We start from the raw sequence: 17,132 nt of genomic DNA, 5'->3' as shown, positions 1-17,132 counted from the left end.
ACCCGCTGTCGGCGAATGTCGCCGGCGAAGAGCGGCCCGAAGCGGTTCCACCACAACCGCACCGTCTCGTGGCTCACATCAATGCCGCGCTCGAACAACAAGTCCTCGACGTTCCTTAAGCTCAGCGGAAACCGCACGTACATCATGACAACAAGGCGGATCACCTCAGGTGACGAATTGAAGCGGCGAAACGGCGATGGCGGCAGGGCACGTGAACGGCGGGGCATCAGCCGCCACTACCAGCCCCTGCCCCGCCTGCCACGTTGGTCTGACAGCACCCCGTCAGGGCATTAGCCGCTTGCGCCCCTCCGACAGATGCCAGCGCATGGCGAGCGCGGCGCCATCGCTGTCTTGAACCCGCAGCGCGGCCACGATCGTCTCATGCTCGCGCATCATCGCACCGATGACCTCGGGCGGGCGTGAGCGGGAGATGTCGACGCCGGCGCGCATCACCCGCTCCATCTCGGCGGCAAGCGCATCGAACGCGATGATGAATGCCGGGTTGGCGGTGGCGAGTGCGATGCGGCGGTGCAGTTCCATGGGTGCTGTCAGTCTAACGCGAACCCGTCTCCACACGATGCACGTCGCGCTTTGTACGCATCTGCCTAGCTTGCGAGGACCTGCCACTCCGCCAGCGCGGCAGAGCGTCGTTCCTTGTAGGTCTGGCGATCGACGAGATGGCGTTCGAGGCTGAAGTGGTTGTGGACGTTGGCATGGACCGAGGCGAACTTCTGTAGCGTTTTCATCCGCCTGAAGCGCGCCATCGCCCGCTCCCGTCGTCGGAACGGCAGGTGGCTGTTCTCCACCCGGTTGTTGGCCCAGCGACCCACCTCCTACTTGTCGGCGTTGCCGAGCTCCTTCATTGCCGCACCGTAGGAGCGAAGCCCGTCGGTGGTGACCTTCTCAGGGCTGCCGTGGCGCTTCAGCGCCTTCTTCATGAAGGTGAGCGCTGCGTCCTTGTCCCTCGTCTTCGTGACGTAGCTCTCGAGGATCTCGCCCTCGTGATCGACCGCCCGCCAGAGGTACACCATCTCGCCGTTCAGCTTCACGTACATCTCGTCCAGGTGCCACCGCCAATGCCGAAAGCCCCGCAATCGGTTCACGCGCTGGCGGCGAATGTCGCCGGCGAACATCGGTCCAAACCTGTTCCACCACATCCGCACCGTTTCGTGGCAGACATCGATCCCGCGCTCGAACAACAGGTCTTCGACGTTCCGCAGCGATAGCGGAAAGCGCACATACATCATGACAACCAGGCGGATCACCTCAGGTGACGAGTTGAAGCGGCGGAACGGCGATGGCGGCAGGGCACGTGAACGGCGGGGCATCAGCCGCCGTTACCAGCCCCCTGCCCGCCCTGCCACGTTGGTCTGACAGAGCCAACCCCAGCGATAGGCCGGTATTATGACCCAGAAGGCGACATCTACGGCAACGTTACCAGTCTTCCCTGCCCTGACTGCCACGTTGGTCTGACAGGCCAGGAGCTGCACTCGATCCGCGTTGCAAACCCGCATGGTACGAGCGTAGCGTGGACGGCCACAACAAGAGCGTCATGCCGGTATGAACATCTCGACCACGACCCGGCGAAACGTGCTTACTGGGTTGGCGGGAACGGGCGTGGCGAGCGCTGCCCTGCCCGCGTTCGCCGGGGTGCAAGCCCCGCGCGATCCCGATCTGGGCGATCGCGTGACGATCATCGATCCGGCCATGCCGCCGGAACGGATCCAGGCGATACTCGACGCCATCTTCCGCCAGCAGGAAAGCGCACACTTCACCGATGCCCGCTATGCCGTGCTGTTCAAACCCGGCCGCTACGCCGTCGATGTCAATATCGGGTTCTTCACCCAGGTGGCAGGGCTGGGGCTTCTGCCGGACGACGTGACGATCGATGGCCATGTCCATGTCGAGGCCGATTGGGCCCATGGCATGGCACTCGACAATTTCTGGCGCAGCGCCGAAAATCTCGCCGTCCGCCCGCGCGATGGCACGGACCGATGGGCGGTGTCGCAGGCCGCGCCCTATCGACGGATCCATCTCCATGGCGATCTGGCGCTCGACGACGGGGGCTGGTCGAGCGGCGGCTTCATGGCGGATTGCCGCGTCGAAGGCACCATCCGCTCCGGAACGCAGCAGCAATGGTTCACGCGGTCCGGAACGATCGGTGGATGGGAGGGCGCGAACTGGAACATGGTGTTCGCCGGGGTGGCAGGTGCGCCGCCGACCCGTTTTCCCGACCCGCCGATCACCAATGTGGCGGCCCTGCCCGGCATGCGGGAGAAGCCGTTCCTGCACTGTGATGCCAAGGGGGAATGGGCCGTATTCGTACCCGCGATGCGGCACGACGCGCAAGGAACGACCTGGGAAAGCGGGAAGCCGGCCGGCCGGTCGATCCCCTTGTCACGCTTCCTGATCGCCAAGCCCGACACACCCGCCAGCCGGATCGATGCGGCGCTGGCGAACGGCTTTCATCTGCTGCTCACCCCCGGCATCTACCGCCGGTCGAAGCCGCTGAGGATCACGCGACCGGGGACCGTCATTCTGGGGCTGGGGCTCGCGACGCTTCTCGCTACCGACGGCAATGCGGTGCTAACGACCGCGAACGTGCCGGGGGTGACGGTCGCAGGGCTCTTGATCGATGCCGGGCCGATCCGGTCGCCGGTGCTGATGCAGATCGGCGAGCCGAAGGCCGATGCCGGCCGGTCCGACGATCCCACCCTGCTGGCCGACATCTTCTTCCGCGTCGGCGGCACGGCGATCGGTCGCGCGGGCACGTGCCTCGAGATTAACAGCCATCATGTCCTGTGCGACGATCTGTGGATCTGGCGGGCCGATCATGGCGACAAGGCGACCGCTCGCGTGCATGTCGGCTGGACCGAGAGCACCGGCGAACAGGGTCTGGTGGTCAATGGCGACGATGTCGCGGCCTATGGCCTTTTCGTCGAACATTTCCAGCGCCATCAGGTCGTATGGAACGGCGAGCGCGGCCGCACGCTCTTCTATCAGAGCGAGCTTCCCTATGACCCGCCGTCGCAAGCGGCCTATGGCGACGGTGCACAGAGCGGCTGGTCGTCGTACAAGGTTTCCGACCGCGTCCAGCGGCATCATGCGACCGGGCTTGGCATCTACGCCAATTTCACTGCCGACCCGACCATCGTGGTGGACAGCGCGATCGAGGCGCCGGACCGACCCGGCATCGGTTTCGACAGCATCACGACCATCGCGCTCGGGGGTGGCAAGGGGACGATCGCGCATCTGGTGAACGACACGGGGCCGGCCGCCAGGGCCGGCGCGATCCGGCAGACGTTGGTGCGCTACCCCGAACGGTGATCGGCGTGCGACGCCGCGTTCACGTCACCGTTCGCCGCGGCGCGGTCGATTGGCGCAGGACGAGTTCGGCCGGCACGACGATCGGTTGGGTCGGTGCCGCGCATCCCGCGAGATCGGCGATGATGAGTTCCACTGCGCGTGCAGCAACTTGGGCGATCGGCTGGTCGATCGCGGTCAGGGGCGGATGGGTGAAGCGGACGATCGGCGTGTTGTCGAAGCTGACGAGCGACAGATCGCGCGGCACCACGATCCCACGATCGCGGCACGTCTCGAGCGTGGCGAGTGCCATCCGGTCGTTGCTGGCTATGATGGCGGTGGGGGGATCGGCGGCATCGAGCAACGCGATTGCCGCCGCCCTTCCGGAGGGATAGCCGAAATCGCCATGCGCGAGCAGATCGTCCGCCAGCCCTGCCGCGCGAAGCGCGGCGCGCCATCCATCCACCCGCCAGCCGCTCAATTCATATTCGGATGGCCCGGCGACCAAACCGATCCGGGTATGATCGAGCCCGATCAGATGCTCGGTCGCGATCCGGGCGGCGCGTTCGTCATCCATCGTCAGCGCGAACCCCGCGCCTTGGCGGAGAGAACCGATCCGCGCGAAGCTGATCCCTTGCGCCTCCAGCAACTGGACGATCTGCGGATTGGCGGAATGCGGCGGCGTCAGGATCACACCATCGGGCTGGACTGCGGCGATCGTCGCCATCAGCTCGCGCACGATATGATCGCTGTGCGTGTCGACCAGTTCGACGATCATCCGGTAGCCATGTTCGGCGCAGGCCAGCATGCTGCCCAGCAGCATCTGATCGATCCAGTCGGTGCCCTCACGCGCCCGCCAGTCCCCGATCGTGCGCTCGCGATCGTTCAGCGCGACGATCAGATAGGATCGCGATCCACCCATGCGCTGCGCCGCGATCGAGGGCACATAGCCCAGCCGATCGACCGCCTCCCGAACGCGCGCCGCCATTTCGGGACGGACGCCGGGCTCCCTGTTGATGACCCGGCTGACCGTCTGGAGCGAGACGCCAGCATCGGCGGCGACATGCTTGATCGTGACCGCCTGCCGTCGCCGGACCATCGGTTCAGGCCTGGCAATAATGCGCGACATAGTCGGCATGCGGCGGCAGGCCGGCAACCGTCCGCGTCACGTTCTCGCGCAGCGCCGCCAGGAAACGCGCCAGTTCGTCGTCGGGCAGCTTGTCGGCAATCGGATGATGCGCGCGCGGCACGATGCCCTGCCCCATCATCACCTGCACCCAGCTGTTTTCGGCGAACAATTCCTCGTTGCGGCGGAACACGCGGCCGGTTTCGCGGAACAGTTCGATCTTCTGGACCAGGCTATCGGGGATCGGCATCGCCGCGCATTGCCGCCAGAAGGGGGAGTCGCGCCGATCGGTCGCCTTGTAGTGAAGGATCAGGAAGTCGCGGATCTGCTCCATGTCGGCGAATTGCTGGTCGTTGAATTCGGCGATGTCGCGCGGCGAGATGGCGCCGTCCGGCATCATCCGGATCAACCGCAGGATCGCGCGCTGGATCAGATGGATGCTGGTCGATTCCAGCGGTTCCATGAACCCGCCCGACAGCCCGATCGCCACCACGTTGCGGTGCCACTGGCGCCGGCGCGCGCCCGTCACGAAGCGGATGACGTTGGGCTCGGTGAGCACCGCGCCCTCCAGATTGCCCAGCAGCCGTTCGAGCGCTGCGTCCCGTCCGAGATAGCGGCTGCAATAGACGATCCCGTTGCCGGTCCGGTGCTGGAGCGGAATGCGCCACTGCCAACCGGCATCATGCGCCATGGCGCGCGTATAGGGCACCGGGGGACGGACACTCTCGGTCTGCACGGCGATCGCGGAATCGCAGGGCAGCCAATGGCTCCAGTCGTCATAGCCCGCGTGGAGCGCCTGTTCGATCAGCAACGCGCGGAATCCAGTGCAGTCGAGGAACAGGTCGCCCTCGATCACTGCACCGGATTCGAGGTGTAGCGCGGCGACATCCCCCGTTTCGTCGTCGAGCGCGACGCGCGCGATCCGCCCCTCGATACGCGTCGTGCCATCGCCTTCCGCCATCCGCCGCAGGAATTTGGCGTAGAGCGTGGAGTCGAGCTGATAGGCATAGTTCATGCCGTCGTCGGGCAGGTGCGCGAACTTCCCGTTCATGGCGGCGGCGAGTTCGAGGCAATAGGCGTCATACGGCTCGGCATGACCGCGCGCCTGGCCGTTCAGCCAGAAATGCTGAAAGCCGGCCGACCAGTGATCCTTGCCGGTGACTCCGAACGAATGGAAATACCGGTCGGTGCCGTCTTTCCATCCTTCGAACAGGATGCCGAGCTTGAATGTCGCCTGGGTGGCGCGCATGAACTCCGCCTCGCCGATGCCCAGGAGCCGGTTATAGGTGACGAGCGGCGGGATCGTGGATTCGCCCACCCCCACTGTGCCGATCGCGTCCGATTCCACCAGCGTCACCGTAACCGTGCGCCCCATCGTCCGCGCGATCGCCGCAGCCGCCATCCAGCCCGCGGTGCCGCCCCCGGCGATCACGATCCGGCGTGGCCGCACGGTCACTGGCTGAGGCTCCGCAACAGGAACGCGCGGATACGGCCCGCGCTATCTGGGGTCAGCGGTGCCAGCACGCTGCGGCCCTCCTCCGGAATATGGGCGGCGACATCGTCGGTGTTTTCGAAGACATAATGGTCGAACATGTCGCGCCAATGCGCCTTCTGGTCCGCAGGCAGGTCGCGGATCGCCAGCAGCGCATGATTCAGCGCGTCCTGCGGCGACCCCAGCCAGCGCGGCGTCTCGCGCCACCAGTAATTCACCAGGACGTTGAATTCGGCCAGCCCCTCGACATGGTGCCACCACATGGCGGGGATGTAGAGCGCATCGCCCGCCTCCAACTCGGCGACCTGCGCATGCGCCAGGGCCTCGGCAAAGCGCGGGTGGCGATCGAAATCGGGCGCGTGGAAATCGACCATGCTCACGGCGCGCCCCGCCGGAGTGTTGTCGATCGGGCCCAGATAGAGGTTTCGGAACTGGTCGCGCGGAAACAGCGTGAAGCGCCGCCGCCCCACCGCCACGCAGGCGAGATTGTGCGGTAGGTCGTTATGCGCCGAAATCCGCGTCCTAGTGCCGATCCAGATGCTGGCGAGGCAGGTGCGATCACCCAGATCGACATGGTTTGCTTCGTACAGGCCGGCGAAGAACTGGTGCATGTCGATCGAGGCGAGATAGACCGGAGGCGCCCCCGCCTTTCCTTCGATCGCATCGATCCGCTGGAAGATGTCGGGCAGTGTCGCACGCAGCGTCTGGAAATTCATCGCCATGGCGTTGTCGTAAAACAGCCGGCCGTCGCTGCCGGGCGTACCGACCGACACGGTAAATGCGAGGCCGCGGTGATGGTCGAGCAGATACGCCCGCGCTTCGCGGCCCGAGCGGCGCCCAGCCTCGACCAACGGCCAGTTCTTCACCAATCCGCGCACGACGAACGGCGTATCGGCAGCCCGGAGACGGGAGTCGAGATCGGCCGCATCCACGACGCCCACCTCCGGCACCGACGCCATCCCCGCGAAGATACCCGGATCGGCGTCAGCCACGCCGATCGCGCCGGTTCTTGCGGGCCACCAGCTCGGTGACATTGGAAAGCGACGCCAGCGCCATGAACACCGGCATCAGATGGCCCGCAGCATGAAGTTCGCCAAGCGCCGCGGCGTCGAGCTGTTGCAGCCGCTCTTCGTCGATCGCGTGATAGCCGACCAGCCTGTTCGTCGAGCCGTCGTCCAGCGTGATCTCCAGCGTCAGCGGCTCGAGCAGTTCGTATCGCTGGAGCGCGGCAAGAAAGGGCTCCGTTCCTTGCCAGCCCGCATCCAGATCGCCGAGCCGCCCGACGATCGCCTCCAGATAAGGCGTCGCCTGGCCGACATCGTCGAACACGCGGACACCCGCGTCGCCTCGTGCAATGCGAGGGCTGTCGAGATCGACATGTACCTGCCGGTCGTCGCCCTCGTTCGCCGGCCGGCCGATGAGGAACGGCTGGATCTGCATGGCGAGCGGCCGGTAACGCGCATCCCATCGACCGTCCTCCAGGAACAGGTTCTCGCCCGGCACGAATCCGAACATCGCCATGATCTGGAACCGATCACGCTCGGGGGTCAGGCGGAACAGGATCGGGTATTCATTCTGCACGCGCCGGAATTCGTTGGGCACGACCAGACACGACATCACCGCGTCGCCCAGTGCAGCGCTCGCCTCGGGCACGATGCGCAGCGTGCGGTGATCGTCGGCCGTGAGGATTGCGTGGTTGGCCATCAGGAAAGCTGCTCCATTGCCGTCGGCACCTTGGGCCGCCGCCGACGCCGCTTCTGCCGCCTGGACAGAAAAAAGGCCACCCTCGGTCGCGAGGATGGCCCTATTCCGGTTTGTTAGAACGCGATGCGGGCACCCGCCGAATAACGCGGATCCTGCTTCGTCACGAACGCGATGTTGTTGTCCGATCGCAGATGACCGCTGCGATCCTCGCTGTTCACGTTGATACCTTCGAAGAATACCGAAATGCTCTTCGTGATCGCGTAGCTCGCACTGACGTCCAGCTGTCCATAGGTATTGATATAGAAGGGGTTCACGCCCGACGCCGAGAGATATCCCTTGCGCCAGTTGTACGCCGCGCGCGCCTGAAAGCCGTTCTTGTCATAGAACAGAACGGCGTTGGCGCTGTCCGAAAGGCCCGTGATCGCGAATTGCGCGGGCGAGACGCTGGCGGGCAGACGGTTGTCGTAGTTCCGGTTGCCGTTGACGATCGTGTAGTTGAGAATCGTGCCGAAACCCGTGTGCCAGAAATTATGCTGGATCGCGAATTCGAACCCGTCCACCGACGCCGTGTTGGCGCTGTTGAACGGCGTCGTGATGACGAAGTTCACCGACGGATCGCCAGGGCCGGCAAGCAGCACGCCGTTCTTGCCGACATAGGCCGGGAAATTGGCGGCGTAATAGGCCTGGATGGCCTGGAAGGTGGCATTGGCGCCGAGAGCGTTGAGCGCCGCCTGATAGCGCGGTCCGTTCTGGGTCACGCCGTTGAAGGTGGTCGTCGGCGAGGTCACGCCCGGTATCGTCGTGTTGATCTGCGTCGAACTGATGAAGTTCTGCACGTCCTTGTGGAAATAGCCGACCGAGATGTAGCTCTCGTTGCCGTAATACCATTCCGCCGACAGATCGATGTTCTTCGACTTGAACGGGATCAGGTTGGGGTTGCCGACCGAGCCCGTGCCGCCGCCCACGCGGAACAGCGTATCGAGCCGTTGACCGCCCTGAAGGCTGCCATAATCCGCGCGCGTGATGGTGTGGCTGTACGAGGCGCGCAGTTTCACGCTGTCGATCGGTTCGATGTCGAAATCGACCGATGGCAGCCAATTCTGGTAGCTGCCCCGGAACGTCGTGAAGCCAGTACCGGCGAACAGCACGTTGAACTCGTTCTGCGAATTCTGCTGGCCGCCGGTCGGGGTGGGCACCAGCGCCGAAGCCGTGACGTTGGTGGTTTCGTAACGCACGCCGCCGATGATATGACCCGGCAGCGAGAAGATGTCGAACTTGCCGTTGAACTGGAAATACGGCGCAATCGTCTTTTCGCGGACGCGGGAGTCGGTGGTGTACGGGATCAGGCACTGACCGTTGCCACCACAGGTCTGATAGGCCTGATCCAGCAGCTTGACGACGCTCGGAAGGTCGAACGTGTAGAACGACTTGATGATGTTGGCACTGTCCGCGCCGCTGATCCCCGAGAACTTGTCCGGAATGCTGACGAGACTGAACAGACTGTCGGGCAGCAGCGCCGCTGCCGCGGCACGCTGCGCGTCGGAGCTGCCGCCGGCACCACCCCATGTGTCGTTCTGCAGCACGCTGTATGCCGAGCGCACCTTGTTGTCGGTATATTGCACGCCCCAATCCAGGCTTTGGAGAAAGCCGCCGTCATGGTCGTAATGACCCTTCAGCTGGACCTGGTTGATCTCGTCGCGAAAATAGGAATTGCGGAACGCGTTGCCCGTCGGAACGATGTTCGCGGCATTGAGCGGATCGATGCCGGGGTACATGCTGTACGAGAGCACCGGCAACTGGTGCGTGAAGTCGATCGTCTGGTTCTGGATGCCGAACACCGCCGTGCCGACCGAATTGCTGTTGCCATAGGGGCTGTTGGGCTTCGACTCCGCGGTCGAGTGATCGACGTCGAGCACCATGGTGACGCCACCTGGCGCCTTCCACGTCAGATTGCCGCCAAGTGCCTTGTTCTCGCTGCGCGCCGAGGTCTGCGAGGCGGAATAGGCGAGGTCCTTGGTCTCGTTCGCCTGAAAACGCTCGGTGTAGAACAGCGGTCCGGCGACGGGACCGTTGGTCCATGCACTCGACGTGTCGTTGTGATTGTACCAGATGCCGACGCTGTTGTCGCGGATGTCCACGGTGTTGCGCGAATAGGTATAGTCGATCGTCGCCGTCAGCGAATCGGTCGGCTTGAACTGCAGCACCGCCTGCCCGTTGATGCGCTGGCGCTTGCCGTCGACCACGTCGTAGCCGCCATTCTGCGGCACCTGATAGACGTCGTTCGCGCCCGGCCGGTTGGTGATGTTCGCGGCGCGCGGATCGCCGGGCTGCGCAAGCGAACCCCAGTTGTTTTCCGAACCCAGATAGCCGTCGCGAAAACCGATATTCGCCTGGTTCGCGCTGAAATGACGCTCCTGGAACGATCCGAGGACGAGGACGCCGATCCGATCGTCAGCGAATGTGTCGGAAATGATGCCCGAGACTTCGGGCGTCACGTCCTTGCCGCCATTCTGCGAGGTGTCGACCACGCCGCGGGCCGACAACGAGCCGCGCAGGCCGTCCTTGTCGAACGGACGCGGGGTGCGGATGTTGATGGTCGAGCCGATGCCGCCCGACGGCACGCTCGCCCGGCCCGATTTGTAGACTTCGAGCGCCGCCACGCCCTCGGATGCCAGATTGGCGAAGTCGAACGACCGCGAGACCGGCGCGCTGTTGCCGTCGCCGATGACCGAGGTGGCGAGCTGACGGCCGTTGAGCGTGACCAGGTTATATTCGGGACCGAAGCCGCGCACGGTGACGAACTGCCCTTCGCCGTTCGAACGATCGATCGACACGCCGGTGATGCGCTGCAGCGACTCGGCAAGGTTGGTATCGGGGAACTTGCCGATGTCTTCCGCCGAGATGGCATCCACGATCCCCTGCGCGTCGCGCTTCAGGTTGATCGAGTTGCGAAGGCTGGCGCGGATGCCGGTGACGACGATGTCGTTGCCGCCGCTCGCATCGGTGCCATCGGCCACCGCGGTGCTCTGCGTCGTCGTCGCGTCGTTCGTGGCCGGTTGATCCTGGATCCTCGACGGAACCGGATTGCCCATGGTCGATGACGTATCCTGCGCCGACGCAAGTGCCGGGTATGCCGCGATCACGAACGCGGACGCACCCAATGCCAGACGCGTAGCCATGCGGCTGCTGAAGCCCCCCATCATCATCCTCCCTGTAGCGACGCGATGTATCCAGCGCCGCCTTGTTTGAGAACGTTCACTTGTTCGGGTCGGTGAAAAATGTCAAGTCGGCAACGTCGTGTGATGTCACGGTTGTGAACGTTATCGGGATGTGCTGTTTGCGCGAGGTCGGCCGCGATGCGGTCTGCGATCAAGCCCGACAAAAGCGCGGGCGCCCAGGGAGGATCGGCAATGGCGACGACAATTCACGGCTGGCTGCTCGGTGCTTCGCTCCTGTGTGCTACCGGGGCAATGTCGGCGGCCCCGCCCTCTTCGAGCGCGGATGCACCCGACAATAGCGACGCACGCGCACGTGCCGCGGCGATCGTCGCCCGGATGACCATCGACGAGAAGATCGCACTCGTCCACGGCCTCTTCCCGCCGATGGCGAAGGGCAAGACCGTCAACGAACTGATCCCGTCGGCCGGGCATATCGACGGCATCCCGCGGCTCGGCGTGCCGCTGATCCGCGAAAGCGATGCCTCGCTCGGCGTCGCCAATCAGGTCGAGCAGCGCAAGGGCGACGTGGCGACCGCGCTTCCCTCCGGCCTTGCCACCGCGTCCACGTTCGATCCCGCGATCGCACGTGCGGGCGGCGCGATGATCGGCGCGGAGGCGCGCGCCAAGCGGTTCGACGTGTTGCTGGCAGGTGGCGTCAACCTGACGCGCGATCCGTGGAACGGGCGCAATTTCGAATATCTCGGCGAGGATCCGCTGCTCGCGGGCACGATGGCGGGAGCCCATATCTCGGGTGTCCAGTCGAACCACATCGTATCCACGATCAAGCATTTCGCGCTCAACTCGCAGGAGACCGGCCGCACCGTGGTGGACGCGCGGATCGGCGAAGCGGCGCTGCGGGAGAGCGACCTGCTGGCGTTCCAGATCGCGATCGAGACAGGCCGGCCCGGTTCGGTGATGTGCGCCTACAACAAGGTGAACGGCGATTGGGCGTGCGAGAACGCTCATCTGTTGACCGACATCCTGAAGCGCGATTGGGGTTATCGCGGCTGGGTGATGAGCGACTGGGGTGCGGTCCATTCCACCGCCAAGGCTGCGAATGCCGGGCTCGACCAGGAATCGGGGCAGGAACTCGATCGTGCGGTCTACTTCGCCGATGCCCTGAAGGCCGATATCGTCGGCGGTCGCGTGCGGATGGCGCGGCTCGATGACATGGTGACACGCTATCTGACCGGCTTGATCGAAACCGGCGCCTATGACGCGCCCGCGAGCGTCGCGCAGCCGATCCCCTATGCCGCGCACGCCGATGTGGCGGAGCGCGCCGCCGAGGCCGGCATCGTGCTGCTGAAGAACGATGGCGGTATGCTGCCGCTGGCGCGAACCGCCAAGCGCGTCGTGCTGATCGGCGGCCGGGCGGATGTCGGCGTTCTGTCGGGTGGCGGATCGAGCCAGGTTCGATCGGTCGGCGGGGCGCCCGTCGAGATCCCGCTGACGAGCGGCGCCGCGGCGTCCTTCGCGCGAATCACGTGGCATGCGTCCTCGCCGCTGCTGGCGATCCGCGCCGCCATGCCCCAGGCACGGGTCACGTGGATCGACGGGCGCGACGTGGCCGCCGCCGCTGCTGCTGCCAAAGCCGCCGACGTGGCGATCGTGTTCGCCACGCAGTGGACGACGGAGGCGCAGGACGTGCCCGATCTGTCTCTCCCCGATCATCAGGACGAGCTGATTGCGGCGGTGGCGGCCGCACAGCCGAAGACGGTGGCGGTGATGGAAACGGGTGGGCCGGTGCTGATGCCGTGGCTGTCCGCGGTGCCCGCCGTGGTACAGGCCTGGTATCCGGGGCAGCGCGGCGGCACCGCGATCGCCAACATCCTCACCGGGCGCGTGAACCCGTCGGGCCGGCTGCCGATCACCTTCCCCGCTGCCGCCGCGCAGGCGCCCCGCCCGGCCCCCGTCGGGTTGAACGCGATGACCGCGGCCGACGCGCAAGCCGCCGCCGATCCGGCGCATGCAAGCGACCATCAACTCGCAAGCTTTCCGGTCGACTATGTCGAGGGCGCTAATGTCGGCTATCGCTGGTACGAGAAGACGGGCGCAAAGCCGCTGTTCCCGTTCGGCCATGGCCTGAGCTACACCGATTTCGTCTACCGCAACCCGGTGGTCACCGGCGGGGCGACGCTCAGCGTCAGCTTCGAGCTGGTCAACACTGGCCGGATGGCGGGTGCCGACGTGCCGCAGATGTATGTGACGCGTGACGGATCGAACGTGCCGATGCGGCTTGCCGCGTTTACCCGCGTGATGCTGAAACCCGGCGAATCGCGCCGCGTCACGCTCGTCGCCGAACCGCGCATCCTCGCCGACTACGATCCGAAGCTGCCCGGCTGGCGGATCACCGGCGGTCGCTACCGTGTGGCACTGGCGCGCGATGCGAACGATCGGACGCTGGTGTCCAGCGCGACGGTCAAGGCGGCGACGATGAAGCCCTAGCCAACCGACAGGAAGGCGGTAACCGTCAACCGACCGCGCGCGGGATCGGCCGACAGCGTTGCGCCCGGCGCGATCGCCCCGCTGTGGAGCAGATAGCTCGGGTAGATCAATGCCCGGTTATAGCGTGCTTCAACGGTCATCGTCCGCTCGAACAGCGGCGTATCGCCGGCGACATAGGCGGCAGGCGGCACGCCGCCAAGGCGCAGCTCGGCCTCCAGCTGGCCGAAGAAGATCGGTGCGCGGCTCTCGTCCACCGTTTCGAATCCGGTGGAGCGGTGTCGGAAGAAGGCGGTGCCGTCGCCACCCTCGGGCGCCAGATAATGGACGAGCGCGATCCGATCGGCTCCGAACGCGTCGCAATGCGGCAGGCGCTGCGGGATGCCCAGATCGGCGGGCGGCGTCGTCACGATCGAAAAACTCGCGTCGATCGTCTCGATTCGGCCGGTCCGCCCGAACACCGGGCCGAGCACGTCCGCGAGCACCGCCCGTTGCGCGGGCAGATAGGTGTCGGGGAGTGCCGCGCGAATGCCCGGATAATGATGCGCGGCGGGACCGAACGTCCGGCCTATCGCCACGTGGCGCAGCGCATCGGGATCGGCCGCGAAACCGTCGATGACGACGAGTGGCTGCGCCTCGGCACCCACATGGTGCACCGTGATCGAAGGCCTGGTCACCCCGCGCGCCAGTAGCGGACATAATCCACCCGCATCCGCTGCGGCAGCGCGGCATCGCCGATCCCCTTGGCGCCGCCCCAGTCGCCGCCGATGGCGACGTTGAGGATCAGGTGATAGGGCACGGTGAACGGCCAGGCGGCATGTCCTCCGGGCTGGTCGTCCGCCACGCGCATATAGCCATGGCCGTCCACGCCGATCGTGATGGCGTGCGGCTGCCAGTCGAGCTGGTAGCGGTGATATCCGGTGCAGGCGCCCGCCACGCGCGCTTCCGCGCCGCGCTGCGTGCGCAGACGGTGGTTGAACGCCACCGTGTGCAGCGTCGCATGCACCACCTGCGGCTGCCAGCCGACCATCTCCATCAGGTCGATCTCGCCCATGTCGGGCCAGGTGCCGGTATCGGGCAACAGCCAGATCGCGGGCCATGTGCCGCGGGCACAGGGCAGTTTCGCGCGAATTTCGTAGAAGCCGTAACCCAAGGCCGCGCGGCTGACGAGCTTGGCCGAGGTATAACCCTGCCCGCCCCAGTCCGCGCGCGTCGGCAACGTCTCGCGGCGCGCCTCGATCGCCAGCGCACCATGTTCGACACGCGCATTCTCGGGCCGATCGGCTGCATAATATTGCCGTTCGTGATTGAACCAGCCGTCACGGTTGCGTCCGGTGTCGAAGCGCCATCGTGCGGAGTCGATCGACGTGCCGAAATCGTCCGCCCATGCCGGCCGCGTGGTTGGCGCACGCATCGGCACATCAGCGGCATAGTTGCTGGCGGCAAGCGTCGCGGCTTGTGCCAGCATGGTGGCGATACCGATCATGCGCGTCTCCGATGCTGAATCGACATGGCTTGTACAGAGGGACGCCGCACCTGCCGAGGCCTTTGATGGGCCTGGTTCGTGCCGCGTCGCCGAGCCATGACCCCTCTTCGCCGCCGCGACCGATTGCGGGCGGCAGCGGTTGGGCGCACAGATGGACCTTGATTACCGCGTCCCGCCCTTCCACCGACCGGCGCTCCACTGCCTTCCTGCTGGCCTATTCGCTTGCGAATGCGGGAGGAACGATCGGCTATCTGCCGCTGCTGACGCTTCTGCTGCCGGTCATGATCGATCGGATCGCCGGAAACGCCCCGCCAAGTCCCCGAGCTCAGCTGAAAACTGCTTCTCGATGTAGGATGGACCTCGGTCTCGATACCAAGCTGGGGCTGATTTTGGTTGACCGGGATGGCTCATAAATTCCCTAAAAATGATCGGCCGGTCGCGTTGTATCTATGGAATAGGTTCGCGTACGTTCTGGGGCAAATCTGCGGCGTGGCTTCATGGCAAGACGGAGCGCATTGCCGATCGTCCACCTTTGCCGAAGCAATTGGCAGCTTCCGTCCGCACCGGACGTTCGCAGCAATTAGAGTGAGCGACCAGTTTTGGGTTGACAGCCGACTGGTAGCTCGACGGCCGGGCAGACCCACATGCGGCCATTCGCGTCCGCTTTACCGCTCCCCGACTCCGGACGCTCGTTCATCTCTGGATTATGACCACTTCTGGCACCTGAATCGATGGGCTTGAAATCCGCAATGTGCTGGAATGTCGCAGGGTTGATTATCGCGGCGGATCCGGATCGATCGACCTCAACGATGCCAGCAACCTGGCACTCGCTGGGTCAGTACGGCTTGGCTGCCATGTTAGGTCACGAATTAACGCGCGAGCGTTGGTCAACGACTAACAGGTCTTGCCGCTACATCGGCGCCTATCAGGAAGGCAGGAGTCAGTTTTGGGGCGATGGCGACGAGATCATAGCGTAGTACGAGTTGTCGCCAAGCCGTTGGCGTTTCCTGAGTAGAAATACTTCGGAGCTTTCGCAAATCGATCAAAAGCCAGTCAGATGAAGCAATCTGCTTTGGGCGAACCGCTAGCGCATCGGCGAGCCAGGGATAATCTCCGTCGCTTCTCGGAGTGTAGGGTTCGACCTTAACCTGCCGGCCGAACCCGTTGTACCCGCCCAAGCTGCCTTCCTGACCCATTGCCAGAACATGGAGCGATGAAGAGCCTCTTCCCTCGGCATATTCAGCGACAAAGTTGCCAAGGTCGCGCTGCCTCAAGCTGTTCACACCCTTTGCAACATGCACATCACCAAATTTAAGGAGCACGCGGCTGTCGTCCGGCACAGTTCGAAGATAATTGCTCAACGTACGCTTGATCAGCCGTGCTCGCCGTCCGTTCGGGTCGCCGACACCGCTGCTCGATGCCAGAAAAATCGCACGTGTCTCGGCCATTGCGTCAAATAGTTGCAGTGCGCGGCGCCCCCCATCCCGGGCAATCGCCGCTCGTGCCGTGTTCATCTCGGCATCGCCGATGGTGTAGATCAGGAGCTTACTCGGTGACCCGGAGCTCACCGCCTCAGCTTCCGCGCGTTGATCAAGCTTGCTCAATCGTGCGATCGCCTGCTTCGCCGCTGGGCCTCGTGCGGCGGCAGCCATTTCCTCCAACATGAACCCGCTGGCGCCGAAGAATTCCTGGTCCAATCCCCAAAGCTCAAATGCTGTGCCGGCTTCGCTTGCGCATTCGGAGGACATCGCGCTTTCCGCGCTGTTGTTCTGGAACGCCATCGCGTCGGGGTGGCTTTGCATGAATGAGGCGAGGCGCGCCTGCCGATCTGAGCGGCGAAGGTCTCGGTTGAGAATACGAACGGCCTCAGGGCCCGTTTCCACCGCCATGGCGCGCAGCCCCTTGGTTGCCATCTGGTGGCATAGCGCGACGGTGAGATGCGGTATTTCCTGTGAAAAGTGCGCTTCTCCGACCAAAACATATTGAGCTTTGTCCACCGCTTCAGCCAGGACAGCGGCACCTGAGCCCTGGAAACCGGGCGAGCCCAGCTGAAACGAGCTCTCAGCCTGTAGGAGCCGAGTGCGGAAAATAGAGCTTGATGAAGGCGCCTCCTGTGCCGCCGCGAAACCTGGCACGGCAGCCAAGAGCGCCAAAATATATCTGATCATCACGGCGTCTCCACCCCCAAAGCCGTCGTCTGGCTGCTTCTAACAACCGGCGCAAGTAACCCCACCAGCCATCGCTCGTGTGGCGCCGGTACATCCCCCTATCCTCCGTGGGCTGACGCTTAGATCATCGACCATCATGACCCAATTCCCGTCGTTCATGACGCCGTTCGCGCTTCCCGAATCCGGTCACTCG

At 64.7% G+C, this 17,132-nt stretch carries 11 protein-coding genes and 3 pseudogenes; 3 read left to right on the top strand and 11 right to left on the bottom strand.

Annotation, left to right across the window (positions count from 1 at the left end):
* The 3 pseudogenes from L8H00_RS16665 to L8H00_RS16655 all read right to left on the bottom strand — a co-directional run.
* Positions 1-227 (bottom strand): annotated as a pseudogene (locus tag L8H00_RS16665) (IS6 family transposase); the annotation flags it as partial.
* 55 nt (positions 228-282) lie between these two features.
* Positions 283-540: pseudogene (locus L8H00_RS16660) on the bottom strand (FCD domain-containing protein); the annotation flags it as partial.
* Between the two features lie 65 nt (positions 541-605).
* A pseudogene (locus tag L8H00_RS16655) lies at positions 606-1,328 on the bottom strand (IS6 family transposase).
* 289 nt (positions 1,329-1,617) lie between these two features.
* On the opposite strand from L8H00_RS16655, the gene L8H00_RS16650 reads away from it, so the two are divergent.
* Positions 1,618-3,327: an adenylyl cyclase gene (locus L8H00_RS16650; protein WP_242098427.1), complete on the top strand. Its 1,710-nt coding sequence runs from the start codon at positions 1,618-1,620 to the stop codon at positions 3,325-3,327.
* 19 nt (positions 3,328-3,346) lie between these two features.
* Here L8H00_RS16650 and L8H00_RS16645 read toward each other — a convergent pair whose 3' ends face one another.
* From L8H00_RS16645 to L8H00_RS16625, 5 genes are all read right to left on the bottom strand, one after another.
* Positions 3,347-4,402: a LacI family DNA-binding transcriptional regulator gene (locus L8H00_RS16645; RefSeq protein WP_242098426.1), complete on the bottom strand. Its 1,056-nt coding sequence runs from the start codon at positions 4,400-4,402 to the stop codon at positions 3,347-3,349.
* 4 nt (positions 4,403-4,406) lie between these two features.
* The gene (locus L8H00_RS16640) at positions 4,407-5,885 is read right to left on the bottom strand and encodes a tryptophan halogenase family protein (protein WP_242098425.1); all 1,479 of its coding nucleotides are present in this window, start codon (positions 5,883-5,885) and stop codon (positions 4,407-4,409) included.
* Positions 5,882-6,913, bottom strand: a complete 1,032-nt coding sequence (locus L8H00_RS16635) for a cupin-like domain-containing protein (protein WP_242098424.1) — start codon at positions 6,911-6,913, stop codon at positions 5,882-5,884. Before L8H00_RS16635 ends, L8H00_RS16640 begins: the two co-directional genes overlap by 4 nt.
* Positions 6,906-7,625: a SapC family protein gene (locus L8H00_RS16630; RefSeq protein ID WP_242098423.1), complete on the bottom strand. Its 720-nt coding sequence runs from the start codon at positions 7,623-7,625 to the stop codon at positions 6,906-6,908. The genes L8H00_RS16635 and L8H00_RS16630 overlap by 8 nt, the downstream gene beginning before the upstream one ends.
* A 113-nt stretch (positions 7,626-7,738) precedes the next feature.
* Positions 7,739-10,804, bottom strand: coding sequence for a TonB-dependent receptor (locus L8H00_RS16625; RefSeq protein ID WP_242098422.1), 3,066 nt, complete (start codon positions 10,802-10,804; stop codon positions 7,739-7,741).
* A 291-nt stretch (positions 10,805-11,095) separates the two neighbouring features.
* Between L8H00_RS16625 and L8H00_RS16620 the strand changes: the two genes are divergently transcribed.
* Positions 11,096-13,288, top strand: coding sequence for a beta-glucosidase (locus tag L8H00_RS16620; RefSeq protein WP_242098432.1), 2,193 nt, complete (start codon positions 11,096-11,098; stop codon positions 13,286-13,288).
* On the opposite strand, the gene L8H00_RS16615 is transcribed toward L8H00_RS16620, so the two are convergent.
* The gene (locus L8H00_RS16615) at positions 13,285-13,962 is read right to left on the bottom strand and encodes a DUF6445 family protein (RefSeq protein ID WP_242098421.1); all 678 of its coding nucleotides are present in this window, start codon (positions 13,960-13,962) and stop codon (positions 13,285-13,287) included. The genes L8H00_RS16620 and L8H00_RS16615 overlap by 4 nt on opposite strands.
* Positions 13,959-14,771 carry a glycoside hydrolase family 16 protein gene (locus L8H00_RS16610; RefSeq protein ID WP_242098420.1) on the bottom strand — a complete coding sequence of 271 codons (813 nt, stop codon included), beginning with the start codon at positions 14,769-14,771 and terminating at the stop codon, positions 13,959-13,961. Before L8H00_RS16610 ends, L8H00_RS16615 begins: the two co-directional genes overlap by 4 nt.
* A gap of 158 nt (positions 14,772-14,929) precedes the next feature.
* Between L8H00_RS16610 and L8H00_RS16605 the strand changes: the two genes are divergently transcribed.
* The gene (locus L8H00_RS16605; protein WP_242098419.1) at positions 14,930-15,184 is read left to right on the top strand and encodes a hypothetical protein; all 255 of its coding nucleotides are present in this window, start codon (positions 14,930-14,932) and stop codon (positions 15,182-15,184) included.
* 474 nt (positions 15,185-15,658) lie between these two features.
* Here the strand turns inward: L8H00_RS16605 and L8H00_RS16600 are convergent, their stop codons facing one another.
* Entirely contained in the window at positions 15,659-16,939 is a 1,281-nt protein-coding gene (locus tag L8H00_RS16600) for a hypothetical protein (protein WP_242098418.1), read from the bottom strand.
* Positions 16,940-17,132: the final 193 nt, after the last annotated feature.

Origin of the sequence: Sphingomonas sp. CROZ-RG-20F-R02-07 (genome assembly GCF_022662335.1) — a bacterium.
Lineage (GTDB): Bacteria > Pseudomonadota > Alphaproteobacteria > Sphingomonadales > Sphingomonadaceae > Sphingomonas.
Note: the sequence above shows the minus strand (reverse complement) of the source record. Positions and strands in the feature narration are given on the sequence as shown.